This window comes from Pseudomonas sp. WT-JTC, from assembly GCF_056711565.1.
The window spans coordinates 1,808,536-1,821,614 of record NZ_CM160042.1 but is presented as its reverse complement, the minus strand read 5'-3'; the positions used below and the strand labels follow the sequence as shown (position 1 = coordinate 1,821,614).

Annotated in this window: 12 protein-coding genes; 5 read left to right on the top strand and 7 right to left on the bottom strand. The window is 60.2% G+C overall.

From position 1 onward, the window contains the following. Positions 1 to 82 precede the first annotated feature (82 nt). Both AC06G5_RS08215 and AC06G5_RS08210 read left to right on the top strand, forming a co-directional pair. On the top strand, positions 83 to 619 hold the full coding sequence (locus tag AC06G5_RS08215) for a TetR/AcrR family transcriptional regulator (protein ID WP_480459234.1): 537 nt from the start codon (positions 83 to 85) through the stop codon (positions 617 to 619). Between the two features lie 215 nt (positions 620 to 834). Further along, entirely contained in the window at positions 835 to 4,305 is a 3,471-nt protein-coding gene (locus tag AC06G5_RS08210; protein ID WP_480459233.1) for a hybrid sensor histidine kinase/response regulator, read from the top strand. A gap of 124 nt (positions 4,306 to 4,429) precedes the next feature. Here AC06G5_RS08210 and AC06G5_RS08205 read toward each other — a convergent pair whose 3' ends face one another. Further along, a complete protein-coding gene (locus AC06G5_RS08205; RefSeq protein ID WP_413425354.1) occupies positions 4,430 to 5,794 on the bottom strand; it encodes a DNA recombination protein RmuC in 1,365 nt (454 codons plus the stop codon). Positions 5,795 to 5,969: 175 nt separating this feature from the next. After that, positions 5,970 to 6,293: an SEL1-like repeat protein gene (locus AC06G5_RS08200; RefSeq protein WP_057399384.1), complete on the bottom strand. Its 324-nt coding sequence runs from the start codon at positions 6,291 to 6,293 to the stop codon at positions 5,970 to 5,972. Between the two features lie 1,006 nt (positions 6,294 to 7,299). Between AC06G5_RS08200 and AC06G5_RS08195 the strand changes: the two genes are divergently transcribed. The 3 genes from AC06G5_RS08195 (at position 7,300) to AC06G5_RS08185 (ending at position 9,702) form a co-directional block, all read left to right on the top strand. Further along, on the top strand, positions 7,300 to 7,524 hold the full coding sequence (locus AC06G5_RS08195) for a hypothetical protein (protein ID WP_008051046.1): 225 nt from the start codon (positions 7,300 to 7,302) through the stop codon (positions 7,522 to 7,524). A gap of 277 nt (positions 7,525 to 7,801) precedes the next feature. Then, positions 7,802 to 8,284, top strand: coding sequence for a hypothetical protein (locus tag AC06G5_RS08190; protein WP_057715794.1), 483 nt, complete (start codon positions 7,802 to 7,804; stop codon positions 8,282 to 8,284). A gap of 146 nt (positions 8,285 to 8,430) precedes the next feature. Next, a complete protein-coding gene (locus AC06G5_RS08185; protein WP_480459232.1) occupies positions 8,431 to 9,702 on the top strand; it encodes an OmpP1/FadL family transporter in 1,272 nt (423 codons plus the stop codon). A 180-nt stretch (positions 9,703 to 9,882) separates the two neighbouring features. Here AC06G5_RS08185 and AC06G5_RS08180 read toward each other — a convergent pair whose 3' ends face one another. From AC06G5_RS08180 to AC06G5_RS08160, 5 genes are read right to left on the bottom strand one after another with little or no spacing between them, the layout of a single operon-like run. Then, the gene (locus AC06G5_RS08180; RefSeq protein WP_413425289.1) at positions 9,883 to 10,449 is read right to left on the bottom strand and encodes a glutathione peroxidase; all 567 of its coding nucleotides are present in this window, start codon (positions 10,447 to 10,449) and stop codon (positions 9,883 to 9,885) included. 56 nt (positions 10,450 to 10,505) lie between these two features. Next, positions 10,506 to 10,628, bottom strand: a complete 123-nt coding sequence (locus AC06G5_RS08175; RefSeq protein ID WP_413425291.1) for a hypothetical protein — start codon at positions 10,626 to 10,628, stop codon at positions 10,506 to 10,508. After that, entirely contained in the window at positions 10,625 to 11,833 is a 1,209-nt protein-coding gene (locus AC06G5_RS08170; RefSeq protein WP_413425293.1) for an MFS transporter, read from the bottom strand. The genes AC06G5_RS08175 and AC06G5_RS08170 overlap by 4 nt, the downstream gene beginning before the upstream one ends. Before the next feature lie 52 nt (positions 11,834 to 11,885). Beyond that, positions 11,886 to 12,290 carry a MarR family winged helix-turn-helix transcriptional regulator gene (locus tag AC06G5_RS08165; RefSeq protein WP_008017903.1) on the bottom strand — a complete coding sequence of 135 codons (405 nt, stop codon included), beginning with the start codon at positions 12,288 to 12,290 and terminating at the stop codon, positions 11,886 to 11,888. A 56-nt stretch (positions 12,291 to 12,346) separates the two neighbouring features. Then, entirely contained in the window at positions 12,347 to 13,078 is a 732-nt protein-coding gene (locus tag AC06G5_RS08160; protein WP_413425295.1) for an adenosylcobinamide-GDP ribazoletransferase, read from the bottom strand. Between the last annotated feature and the right edge of the window lies 1 nt (position 13,079).

The following is a 13,079-nucleotide window of genomic DNA, read 5'->3' as shown; positions in this document are numbered from 1 at the left end:
AATTCTTTGTGTTAAGGTCCCAGGCATGGCTTTCAGGACCGAGTGCCTGCAACAGGACCCGACGCGATACAGGAAACACAGGATGACAGCTCCCACATTACGCCCCGGCGGCCGCAGCGCACGGGTACAAGAGTCGATTCATTCGGCCGTGCGCCAACTCCTGCAGGAACAGGACCGCGCAAACGTGACCGTCCCGCAAATAGCTGCGCGCGCAGGCGTCACGCCGTCAACCATCTATCGGCGCTGGGGCGATGTGTCGGCGCTGCTGGCCGACGTCGCCCTCGCCCGCATGCAGCCTGACAACGAACCGGCCAATACCGGCAGCCTTCACGGTGATGTGCGGGCCTGGGCGGAACAGTACCTGGACGAGATGAGCTCCGAACCCGGCCGTAACATGCTGTGCGACGTGCAGGCGGCGCTGAAGCCGAGTTACTGCGCAACGATCATTGGCGGGCAACTGCAGACGATTCTGGATCGCTATCCGGATGCGCCCAAGCCCAGTGTCGATCGGCTGATCAATCTGATCGCCGCGCCGACGGTGTTTCGTATCCTGTTTTCCGAGGCGCCATTGGAACTTGAAGAACTGCATCGCTTGATCGAAATTGCGTTGATTCCGTAATACCGCCATTCGCGAGCAAGCCCGCTCCCACATTTGCCCTGCGTTCACCGCCTCTGTGGGAGCGGGCTTGCTCGCGAAGGGGCCAGTCCAGACATCGCAAATCCCCCTGCGACACCCCGCCACGCCACGACCTTGGTCGACACTGACTAACGCTGGCGGTCGTGCGAGACTGTCTGTCCGGGCGCAGGCCCGGGAGTCTTTTGTCTGGAGTCCCCATGTCGCTGTCCACCGGGCTGATTGCCGCCGTCGCCCTGGCCTATATGGCCATCATGTTCGCCATCGCCTTCTATGGCGACCGTCGCAGCGCGCCCTTGCCGCCGCGTGTGCGTGCCTGGGTGTACAGCCTGTCGCTGGCGGTCTATTGCACCAGCTGGACGTTCTTCGGCGCCGTGGGCCAGGCCGCCGAACAGCTCTGGTCGTTCCTGCCGATTTACCTCGGGCCGATCCTGTTGCTGATCGGTGCGCCGTGGGTCCTGCAAAAAATGGTGATGATCAGCAAACAGGAGAACATCACCTCGATCGCCGACTTCATCGCTGCACGCTATGGCAAATCCCAGCCATTGGCGGTGGTGGTGGCGCTGATTTGCCTGGTCGGCGTGCTGCCCTACATCGCGCTGCAGCTCAAGGGCATTGTGCTCGGCGTGAACCTGCTGATCGGCGCCGGAGCCGACGCCATGGGCACCCGTGCCCAGGACACCGCACTGATCGTGTCGCTGGTGCTGGCGCTGTTCACCATCGTCTTCGGTACCCGCAACCTCGACGCCACGGAGCACCACCGCGGCATGGTGCTGGCGATTGCCTTCGAGTCGCTGGTCAAGCTGTTCGCGTTTCTCGCCGTCGGCGCGTTCGTGACCTACGGCCTGTACGACGGTTTCGACGACCTGTTCGACCAGGCCATGCTTGCGCCGCGGCTTGAGCAGTACTGGAAGGAAACCATCAACTGGCCGTCGATGGTGGTGCAGACCGGCGTGGCGATGATGGCGATCATTTGCTTGCCACGGCAGTTCCACGTGACTGTTGTGGAAAACATCGACCCCCAGGATCTGCGCCTTGCCAAGTGGGTGTTTCCGGCCTACCTCGCCCTCGCTGCCTTGTTTGTCGTGCCAATCGCCCTGGCCGGCCAGATGATGCTGCCCAGCTCAGTGTTGCCGGACTCCTTCGTTATCAGCCTGCCCCTGGCCCAGGCGCATCCGGCGCTGGCCCTGCTGGCGTTTATCGGTGGCGCATCGGCGGCCACCGGCATGGTGATCGTGGCCAGCGTGGCGCTGTCGACCATGGTGTCCAACGACATGCTGTTGCCCTGGCTGCTGCGTCGCAACAACGCCGAGCGCCCTTTCGAAGTGTTCCGCCAGTGGATGTTGTCGGTGCGCCGCGTCAGCATTGTGGTCATTCTGCTGCTGGCCTACGTCAGTTACCGCCTGCTGGGCTCGACCGCCAGCCTGGCGACCATTGGCCAGATTGCCTTCGCGGCCGTGACCCAACTGGCCCCCGCCATGCTCGGTGCGCTGTACTGGAAACAGGCCAACCGCCGCGGCGTTTTCGCTGGCCTCGCCGCGGGCACGTTCCTGTGGTTCTACACCTTGATCCTGCCGATTGCCGCCCTCAGCCTCGGCCTGTCCCTGAGCACATTCCCTGGGCTGGCCTGGTTGCACAGCAATCCACTGAACCTGCCGATCACCCCGCTGACCCAAGGCGTGGTGCTGTCACTCGCAGGCAACTTCACGCTGTTCGCCTGGGTTTCGGTGCTATCGCGCACCCGGGTTTCCGAGCACTGGCAAGCAGGCCGCTTCATCGGCCAGGAAATCAGTGCCCGCCCCAGCGCACGCTCAATGCTGGCGGTGCAGATCGACGACCTGCTGCAACTGGCGGCGCGCTTCGTCGGTGAAGAACGCGCCCGTCAAAGCTTCATCCGCTTTGCCTATCGCCAGGGCAAAGGCTTCAACCCGAACCAGAACGCCGACAGTGAATGGATCGCCCATACCGAACGCCTGTTGGCCGGTGTGCTCGGCGCCTCCTCGACCCGCGCGGTGGTAAAAGCCGCCATTGAAGGCCGGGAGATGCAACTGGAGGACGTCGTGCGCATCGCCGACGAAGCCTCGGAGGTGCTGCAATTCAACCGCGCCTTGCTGCAGGGCGCCATCGAGAACATTACCCAGGGCATCAGCGTGGTCGACCAGTCGCTGAAACTGGTGGCCTGGAACCGTCGATACCTGGAGCTGTTCAACTATCCGGACGGCTTGATCAGTGTCGGCCGGCCCATTGCCGACATCATTCGCCATAATGCCGATCGCGGTCTGTGCGGCCCCGGCGAAGCCGAAGTTCACGTCGCGCGTCGCCTGCACTGGATGCGTCAGGGCCGCGCGCATACTTCCGAACGTTTGTTCCCCAATGGCCGGGTGATCGAGCTGATCGGCAACCCGATGCCGGGCGGTGGCTTCGTCATGAGTTTCACCGACATCACCGCGTTCCGCGAAGCCGAGCAGGCGCTGACCGAGGCCAACGAAGGCCTGGAGCAACGGGTGACCGAACGGACCCACGAACTCTCGCAACTCAACGTTGCCCTGACCGAAGCCAAGGGCAACGCCGAGGCGGCCAACCAGTCGAAGACCCGTTTCCTCGCGGCGGTCAGCCATGACTTGATGCAACCGCTGAACGCGGCGCGGTTGTTCTCCGCCGCCCTCTCCCATCAGGACGACGGTTTGTCCGGCGAAGCGCAGAAACTGGTCGAGCACCTGGACAGCTCGCTGCGTTCGGCCGAGGACTTGATCAGCGACCTGCTGGACATTTCCCGCCTTGAGAACGGCAAGATCAATCCGAATCGCCAGCCATTTGTACTGAACGAACTGTTCGACACCCTCGGTACCGAATTCAAGGCACTGGCGCGAGAACAAAAACTGGAGTTCCGGGTTCGCGGCAGCGCGCTGCGGGTCGACAGCGACATCAAACTGCTGCGGCGGATCCTGCAGAACTTCCTGACCAACGCTTTCCGCTACGGCAAAGGGCCGGTGCTGCTGGGGGTTCGTCGGCGCAAAGAACAACTGTGCCTGGAAGTCTGGGACCGTGGGCCAGGTATTCCGGAAGATAAACAGCAGGTGATTTTCGAAGAGTTCAAGCGCCTCGACAGCCACCAGACACGGGCCGAAAAAGGCCTCGGCCTGGGGCTGGCGATTGCCGACGGGCTATGTCGCGTGCTCGGTCATACCCTGCGCGTTCGCTCCTGGCCGGGACGCGGTAGCGTGTTCAGCGTCAGCGTGCCGCTGGCCAGGGCGCAAACCGCAGCGCCGGTCAAAGTCGCCGAGCTCAATGGCAAATTGCTCAATGGCGCGCAGGTGCTGTGTATCGACAACGAGGACAGCATCCTGATCGGCATGAACAGCCTGCTCAGCCGCTGGGGTTGCCAGGTCTGGACCGCGCGTAATCGCGAAGAGTGCGCATCGCTGCTGGCCGAAGGCGTGCGCCCGCAATTGGCGCTGGTGGATTACCACCTCGATCATGGCGAGACCGGAACCGACTTGATGGCCTGGTTGCGCACCCAGATGGGCGAGCCGGTTCCCGGGGTGGTGATCAGCGCCGATGGCCGGCCGGAGACGGTTGATCAGGTGCATGCTGCGGGGCTGGACTATTTGGCCAAACCGGTGAAGCCGGCAGCGTTGCGTGCGTTGTTGAGCCGGTATTTGCCGTTGTAGGGTTTGAGTGACGTGGTGATGTCGGAGTGTCAGGCGACAGAGATGTTGAATGTGCCGGCCTCTTCGCGAGCAAGCCCGCTCCCACAGGAGGCAGCGGCGTTCCGACGCAGCCTTGGGCTGGAAGTTACTCAGGCAGCTCTACCAACCCATCGACATCCGTCATCGCCCGCTCCAGCAAGTCCGCCGGCAGGCTCTTGCTCGCCCGTGCGCCCAGCAGTTTGAGTTGTTCACTGCGGCTGACCAGGTTGCCTCGTCCCTCTGTCAGCTTGTTGCGTGCCGAACTGTAGGCCTTGTCCAGTTGCTGCAAGCGATTGCCGACCTCGTCCAGATCCTGAATGAACAGCACGAACTTGTCGTACAGCCACCCGGCCCGCTCGGCGATTTCCCGGGCATTCTGGCTCTGGCGCTCCTGTTTCCACAGGCTGTCGATGACGCGCAGGGTCGCCAGCAACGTGGTGGGGCTGACGATCACGATGTTGCGGTCGAATGCCTCCTGAAACAGCGTCGGCTCGGCCTGCAACGCGGCAGAAAACGCCGCCTCGATCGGCACGAAGAGCAACACGAAATCCAGGCTGTGCAAGCCATCGAGGCGCTTGTAATCCTTGCCGGCCAGGCCCTTGACGTGATTTCGCAACGACAGCACGTGTTGCTTGATGGCGATCTGGCCGATAGCCTCGTCCTCAGCCGCCACGTATTGCTGATAGGCCGTCAGGCTGACCTTGGAGTCGACCACCACCTGCTTGTCGCCCGGCAGATAAATGATCACGTCCGGCTGGAAGCGCTCGCCGTCCGGCCCCTTGAGATTGACCTGAGTCTGGTACTCGCGGCCCTTCTCCAGCCCCGCATGTTCGAGCACGCGCTCAAGGATCAGTTCACCCCAATTGCCCTGGGTCTTCTGTCCTTTCAAGGCGCGGGTCAGGTTGGTGGCTTCATCGCTCAAGCGCAAATTCAGCTGCTGCAGACGCTCCAGCTCCCTGGCCAGGGAGAAACGCTCACGAGCCTCGTTCTGATAGCTTTCCTCGACACGTTTCTCGAAGGACTGGATGCGCTCCTTGAGTGGATCGAGCAACTGCCCCAGGCGCTGCTGGCTGGTTTCGGCAAAACGCTGCTCGCGCTCATCGAAAATTTTCCCCGCCAGCTCGGCAAACTGCGCGCGCAACTCGTCCCGTGAACCTTGCAAGTCGTTGAGGCGTTGCTGATGACTGTCCTGTTGCTCGCGCAATTCGGCGTTGAGCGAGGCGGCCTGGGCATCCAGGCGGCGCAATTCGGCTTCTTTGCCGGCGCGCTCGATGTTCCACGCATGGGCGGCGTCCCGGGCGTCGTCGCGCTCGATCTGCAGCAGTTCGACTTCACGACGCAGCGCAGCCAGATCAGCCTGCTTGGCGGCATTGGCCTGGGTCAGATCGCCGACTTCATCGCGGCTGGATTCAAGTTGTGCATTCAATCCGTCCTGCGCCAGTTGCGCCATGGCCAGACGTTCTTGCAGCAGCGCAACGTCAGCCAGCGTGGTACTGGCCCGACGCTGAAGTTGCCAGGCCAATACCAGCAACGGCAACCCAGCCGCTGCCAGACCCAGCAATATGCTGGTCAAGTCCATTGCCATAGCCACTCCTGCCATTCGGATAAAGCCTGAAGGTTAACCAAGGCGCCTGATCTTGGACAGCTCAGTCTTCGATCAACCCCAGTTCCTGTTGAGCGCGGCGATCGCCTGCCCGAGCGGCCTGACGCAGCAGGTCCTGACCGATCCGGCGGTCCCGGGCGTTCCCGCATTCCCGGCACATCAACTGGCCAAGGCGACTTTGCGCAGCCACCACGCCTTCACGGGCCGGCTGCTTGAGCAGACGTCCGGCGATGTGTTTGACGTTACGGTTTTCGCCCAGATGCGGACTGTCCAACAGCCACTCTGCCACGCGCATGGAAAAGCGCTTGGTAGGGGCAACAGAGGGTGATGTGGAGGAAGAGGAAACAGGGGCTGAGCGAAACTTCATAAAGCACTGTGGGGCAGATCGGAAGGCGCGCAACTTTACTCTCTTTTTCTTACAGGTAAAGCTGAAAATATCCCGGCACGCCCGTCCTAGAGCAAGCGCTCGGGACAATCCACAGAAGCTGTGGATAACTCAGTGGACAACCGCCCTTGAACCCGCTCAAAGCCCTGTGGAATGGGGCTCGCAGTCAAACTGACGATTTTTTCACCAGTAAAAAAAAGCGATGTTTTTCATTGACTTAAATTTTGGTTACAGGCAGCTATCGTGCTTGAACATGAGATGACAGCGGGGTGACAGGCTGCGCAACTAATGTGCACAAGTGCCTTTGCGACGGTTATATCGATGCACTTTTTCGGCGCATTTTTTGTCAAGCCTGGGGATAAACCCTGGCAAACCCGGAATTTAGACCGCTGTGCAGCTACAAACCTCGATGACCGGTGGTCGGATTTTGTCCTGAAACAGGGCGCATCAATCGCAGGCAGCGCAGCTTTTTGCTCACCTCTACAGGGCAAAACAGCCAGATCAGGCACCTGCCGGGAAATTCTTTTTGCTAGCACACTTCCCTTAACCAGTTCAATCCGTTAGTATCCGCGGCGTTAGTACCAAGCTGAAAGTCAATTCTGGTCGAACAAATCCCCCCGGTCAGCCTTCCCGACGGAAGCCTCTACCGAACAAGCGGGATCGACCACCTCGATGGTTTCCAGGTAAATCTTGCGCAAACACAACCTTTGAATCGAAAGCAAAGGCTGTTGTCCCGCCTGCTTACTCTGCTCGAACCAACCTGCAAATTGATCAGGATCTTCACCCCGGGCCCAGAACCTTTGCCCTTGATGTGTTGCCTGCCCTCCTAAGTACCTACCTGCCAGCCCAAGCGCGCCAACTTATAAGCGCTTCAAACTGGCTGCTTTGTTCCAGTCGGGTTCTTCGTTCGGTCAATGGTGATCGACGTTACTGGAACGTTTTAACGTTGCACGGTTCTTATCCGTGTCATTTGTAGGAACACCCAATAATGTCTACTCAAATCCAGACTCAGGATGCCATTCGCACCCTAACCAACGCTTTTGCACCAATGAACTGCCTGATCATGGCTGCCCGCAAAGGCTGCTTCAGCTTCACCCTGGTCAACGAACACGGCATCGCTCGTCACAGCGAACGCCTGTACCCCGATCAATACTCCAGCGCCGAGCCGCTGCAGGCCGTGATCGAGCGTACCCGTCAGGCACTGGTTGCCTGAAACGCCAGAAAGGCTGAAAACCCCGAAAGCCCTGCCCGAAAAGCGGGGCTTTTTATTGCCCGATGTTTCCCTCCCCTCGAACCACGACTAAGCACGATCCGGTATAACGGTTATAACTGCTCGCTGGAAATATTTTAAAAACAGGCCTTTACGGCGCGAATATGACACTACACTTCAACTCAAGCGGCTTGACCCGCTTGCGGCGAGCCTGAGCCGATTCACAGCTGCCAAGCCCCCCTTTCAGGTATCGCCGTCCAATTCAGGTTTCGAGGGTTTTATGGGTATCGCTGCCAGCGAACTGTGCCGCTATGTGATTCGTCCGACATTGATCTATCTCGGACAACATAGCGCTACTGCCGAATCCCTGCTGCTGGGCATTGCCGCCAGCCAGTCCGCCCTTGGTTCCGCTCTGCATGACCGCCGTGGGCACGGCCTGTACCGCATCGCCGAGCCCCGCCACCAAGCCCTTTGGGACCATTATCTGGCCCTTGATCCGGAACGTGCGAGCCTGGTCCGCGGCCTGGCCAGCCAGCATGCGTTTCTGAGTGGCCCGCACCTCGAGTTGACCGTCAACCTGCGATACGCCACAGCCATCGCCTGGCTGCTGGTGGAAGAACAGAATACCCCCCTCCCCGCCCCGGATGATTTGTTGGGTATGGCCAGAATCTGGCGCCAGACATTTCAGCCCCAGGGGCGCCTGCGTGATTTCACCTGCGCCTGGCAAACCTGTGTTTCACCCCTGAATCAGGTAGCCTGCTGACACCTCTGGATCCAAAGTTCGCGCATCACGCCGCGATTCTGGTCGGATTGTCCTACAAAACCGCTCTAAATCAAGGCATACAGCCTATGGCGCCGGGACGAAAATGTTGGTAATTTTCGCCCCGGTGATCACCAGGAGTTCTAATAATGAAAAAAGTAATGCTCAAAACCAGCATCAGTCTCGCCGTTGCCATGGCATCCGCCCAGATTTTCGCAAGTGGCTTTGCCCTCAACGAACAAAGCATCAGCGGGATGGGTACAGGTTTTGCCGGGCGATCTTCCTCTGCCGATGATGCAAGCACTGTTTTTGGCAACCCTGCCGGCATGTCGCGAATCAAGCGCCAGGAAGTCACTGGCGGGATCGCAGCTATCGATGCCTCGACTGATATCAAAGACGCCCAAGGCGCCCACCCGGGTACCAACAAAGGCGACATGGTGCCATTCACAGCCGTTCCGATGGGCTATTACGTCAAGCCGATTGATGATCACTGGGCATTCGGCCTCGGTGTCTACGCACCTTTTGGTCTGATTACCGACTATGAAAATGGCTTCCAGGGTGCCGGTTTCGGCAGCAAGAGTGAAGTCAAGGTTGTCACCTTCCAGCCTACCGTCAGCTACGCCTTTAACGACAAAGTATCGATTGGTTTCGGCCCGACCATCAACCGCATTGGCGGCACACTGGAGTCGGATGTACCTCTTTTTGGCGATACCCACGTCAAAATCAAAGGGGATGATGTCGCTCTTGGCTACAACTTCGGGGTCCTGGTACAAGCAACAGACACCACTCGTGTCGGCCTGACCTATCACTCGAAAGTGAAATACAAGATTGAAGGTCATACCGATATCAGCGCAGGCGCAAATTCACCTTCCGCCTTCCTGAAAAGCAATCGATACGATGCTTCGCTGAAAATCGAAACACCTGAATCTGTCGACTTCTCCGTGACACAACAGCTGACCGATGCGTGGACCCTTTATGCAGGTTCCACCTGGACTCGCTGGAGCCGCTTGAAAGACATCACCGTCAACAACGACGGCGTAACGGCGGCACAAGGCGGTGCATTGTCCCCGGCCCTGTTCGGCACCATTACGGAAGAGCAGAACTGGCACGATACCTGGGCCTACGCCATCGGTACCTCCTACCAACTGAATAAGCAGTGGGTATTGCGCACCGGCCTGAGCTTTGACCAGTCGCCTACCAACAATACCGACCGATCCCCACGCATTCCTACAGGTGACCGCACAATCTTCAGCCTTGGCGCCGGTTACAACGTCACCGATGATCTGACCATCGACGTCGCCTACTCCTACCTGAAGGAAGAATCTGTCAAGGTGGATCACTCCAACCTGGTAGACAGTTACAGCGCCAAGTACGAAAACAGCGCCAACGGTTTCGGTGTCGGTGCGACCTACCGCTTCTGATGATTCCCGGCGAGCCTGAACCGCTCGCCATCGGAATCAAAAAAGCCCCGCTCTCCTCACGGAGGCGGGGCTTTTCATTTGTAGGGGCGAGCTTGCTCGCGATGGACGCGAACGATGACGCGTGCTGACTGGGTGAAGGAGGCGCCTTGAGATTTTCGCGAGCAAGCTCGCTCCTACAGGTCAGGGGGTCGCAACCCGCGGTGGCGAAGCCAGGGCTTTCTCCACCGCAGCAATGAACTCGGGATCATCCGGCTTGGTCAGGCTGGAGAAACTGGCGATCACCTTGCCTTGGCGATCCACCACATACTTGTAGAAATTCCACTTCGGCGCGCTGGTTTGACTGGCGAGGACTTTGAACAAGTGCGTCGCATCGTCGCCACGAACCTTTTGCGGTTCGGTCATGGTGAAGGTCACGCCATAGTTGACGTAGCAGACCTTGGCAGTCTCGGCGCCATCCTTCGACTCCTGCTTGAAGTCATTGGACGGAACGCCAATGACCTCAAGTCCCTGCCCCTTGAAGCGCTGGTTCAGCGCCTCAAGGCCTTTGAACTGCGGAGCAAAGCCACAGAAGCTTGCGGTATTGACCACAACCAACGGTTTACCGGCGAAGCGCTGGCACAAATCGATGGATTCCTTGGCACGCAGCTTGGGCAACGAGCCCTGCAACAGATCCGGGCAATCCGCCGCGTGAACCCACCCGGAAAAAGCGACCAGTAACGCGGGAACTGCCAGCCAGCGCATCAGCATCTCGGGACACCCTTGGGAATTCGTCTGGATTCGACGTTACTCGCCCCGCCATCGCGCTAGCAAGTCCCCATGCCCAACTGCATCAGCGCCAGCCCGCCCTGATGCCAGCCCCACCACACCACGGCGAGCAGCAACGCGCAGACGGCAAGAATCGTGATCCGTGGCCAAAGGCTGTTCATGTCGCACTCATTTGTGTTTGCAGGCGCGCCACCGGCCGTTCACGCACCGGCCAGTTCAGGGCGGCGGCCAACAGGCTCAAGAGAATCGCGACCTGCCAGATCAAGTCATAGCTGCCGGTACGGTCGTACACCACGCCACCCAACCAGCCGCCCAGGAACGAACCGAGCTGGTGAAACAGGAAAACAATCCCACCCAGCATGGACAGGTTTCGCACACCAAACAAGGTCGCCACCGTACCGTTGGTCAACGGCACCGTCGACAGCCACAGGAAGCCCATGGCCATGCCGAACAGGTAGGCCGACATGGTGGTCACCGGCGCCCACAGGAACAACGCAATCACCACTGCCCGCAGCAAGTACAAACCGGTGAGCAAACGCGGCTTGGACATCCGCCCGCCGAGCCATCCAGCGGTGTAGGTACCGAAGATGTTGAACAGGCCGATCAGCGCCAGCACCGTGGTGCCGACCGTCGCCGGGAGATGCTGATCCACCAGATAGGCCGGCAAGTGCACTCCGATGAACACCACCTGGAATCCGCACACGAAAAAGCCGAACGCCAGCAGCCAGAATCCGGAGTGAGAGCAGGCTTCGCGCAGTGCTTCGCCAAGGGTCTGTTCGTGACCCAGGACTGGCAGCGGCTTGTCCTTGAGCATGCTCACCAACGGTACGATCAGCGCCACCAGCAAGCCCAGCGCCAACAGCGCCGCGGACCAGCCAAGCCAGCCGATCAAACCGAGTGTGCCGGGCAACATCGCGAACTGGCCGAACGAACCGGCAGCACTGGCGATGCCCATGCCCATGCTGCGTTTTTCCGGCGGCACTGCGCGACCGACCACACCCAGGATCACCGAGAACGACGTACCGGACAGTCCGATGCCGATCAACAGGCCGGCGCTCAGCGACAAGGTCACCGCGGAATCGGAGAGCCCCATGCAAATCAGCCCGGCCGCGTACAGCACGCCACCGATCAGCACCACTTTCGCCGCGCCGAAGCGGTCGGCCAATGCACCGGTGAATGGCTGAGCGAGGCCCCAGATCAGGTTCTGCAAGGCGATGGCGAAGGCAAACACTTCACGGCCCCAGCCGAACTCGGCGCTCATCGGCGCCAGAAACAGCCCGAAGCCATGTCGAACCCCCAGAGACAACGCAAGGATCAGCGCACTCCCCAACAGAACCCAGCCGCAAGTACGCCACATCGATGTCATTGTTATTCTCCAATAGCGGGTATATACCCGCTTAAGATCGGAAAAACCGGCATCACGCCAGTTCGTCCAGCAGCTTCAATAAGGTTTCGCGCTTCTCGGCTCCCAGGCGATCGATCAAACGCTGCTGTGCGGCTTCCCAGGCCGGCAAGGCAGCCTTGAGACGCTCTGCCCCGGCCTCGGTCAGCAGGACGATGCGATTGCGCATGTCCTCGCCCTCGACCAGCGTCACCAGGCCGTCCCCCTCCAGCACCCGCAAATTGCGCCCCAGGGTGCTGCGATCCAGACCCATGGCCTCGGCCAGGACCGAGATGCTCGGCTGATCCAGACGCTGCAGATTGCACAGCAAAGAATACTGCGCAACGTTGATCCCGAAGCCGTCGAGAGCGCCGTCATAATGCCTGCTGACGCCACGGGCGGCGCGACGCAGGTTGATGCATAAACATTGGGAATCGAGCATGGTGCGTGTATATACCCGCGAGTCGTTTAAATCAAGTTACAGAACCGGAGGAACAGTCAGAACAGCGCCAAGCCTACCAGCACTGCAACTTCCAGCAACTCCAGCATTGCCCCTGCTGTGTCCCCCGTCGTGCCACCCAGGCGCCGCAACATCACCTGGCGCAGCCAGACAAACCCCACTACTGCCAGCACCAGCGCCAGCACACCACTGACGCCGGCGATCACCACACAGGCCAGCGCGCTGACCGCCAACACCTGCCTGCCCGCCGAACGCGGAAGATGATCGGCCAGCGCCTGACCCAGGCCACCGGCGCGCACGTACGGTGTGGTCAGGAACAGGCCGAGCAATGCGCTGCGCCCTATCAACGGCACGATGATCAAGGCGAGCGAATGCGGTTGCTCGATCAACGCCAGCAGCGCGCTGAATTTAAGCAACAACACCAGCACCAGCGTCACCACGGCGATCGGACCGCTGCGCGGGTCTTTCATGATAGTCAGCGTACGCTCACGATCGCCAAAGCCGCCGAGCCAGGCATCGGCGCTGTCCGCCAGGCCATCCAGATGCAACCCGCCACTGAGCAAGACCCAAACGCTCAGCAGCAACGCCCCATGCAACAACGTCGGCGTGCCGAGCAACAGCCAGTTCACTGCCCACAGAATCGCGCCAAAGAGCAATCCCACCAGCGGATAAAACAGCAGCGACCGCCCCAGTTCCCGAGGCTCGGGCATGCCGGGAAGGCGAATCGGCAGGCTGCCGAGAAATTGCAGGGCGATCCAGAACGGCAGCATG

Bases quoted from the DNA above. Each gene is read 5' to 3' on its own strand.
- AC06G5_RS08160 (WP_413425295.1), bottom strand. From the start codon at position 13,078: ATGCTGCCGTTCTGGATCGCCCTGCAATTTCTCGGCAGCCTGCCGATT.
- AC06G5_RS08180 (WP_413425289.1), bottom strand. From the start codon at position 10,449: ATGCTGATGCGCTGGCTGGCAGTTCCCGCGTTACTGGTCGCTTTTTCC.
- AC06G5_RS08200 (WP_057399384.1), bottom strand. From the start codon at position 6,293: ATGAAGTTTCGCTCAGCCCCTGTTTCCTCTTCCTCCACATCACCCTCT.
- AC06G5_RS08165 (WP_008017903.1), bottom strand. From the start codon at position 12,290: ATGCTCGATTCCCAATGTTTATGCATCAACCTGCGTCGCGCCGCCCGT.
- AC06G5_RS08190 (WP_057715794.1), top strand. From the start codon at position 7,802: ATGGGTATCGCTGCCAGCGAACTGTGCCGCTATGTGATTCGTCCGACA.
- AC06G5_RS08185 (WP_480459232.1), top strand. From the start codon at position 8,431: ATGAAAAAAGTAATGCTCAAAACCAGCATCAGTCTCGCCGTTGCCATG.
- AC06G5_RS08215 (WP_480459234.1), top strand. From the start codon at position 83: ATGACAGCTCCCACATTACGCCCCGGCGGCCGCAGCGCACGGGTACAA.
- AC06G5_RS08175 (WP_413425291.1), bottom strand. From the start codon at position 10,628: ATGAACAGCCTTTGGCCACGGATCACGATTCTTGCCGTCTGCGCGTTG.
- AC06G5_RS08210 (WP_480459233.1), top strand. From the start codon at position 835: ATGTCGCTGTCCACCGGGCTGATTGCCGCCGTCGCCCTGGCCTATATG.
- AC06G5_RS08195 (WP_008051046.1), top strand. From the start codon at position 7,300: ATGTCTACTCAAATCCAGACTCAGGATGCCATTCGCACCCTAACCAAC.
- AC06G5_RS08170 (WP_413425293.1), bottom strand. From the start codon at position 11,833: ATGACATCGATGTGGCGTACTTGCGGCTGGGTTCTGTTGGGGAGTGCG.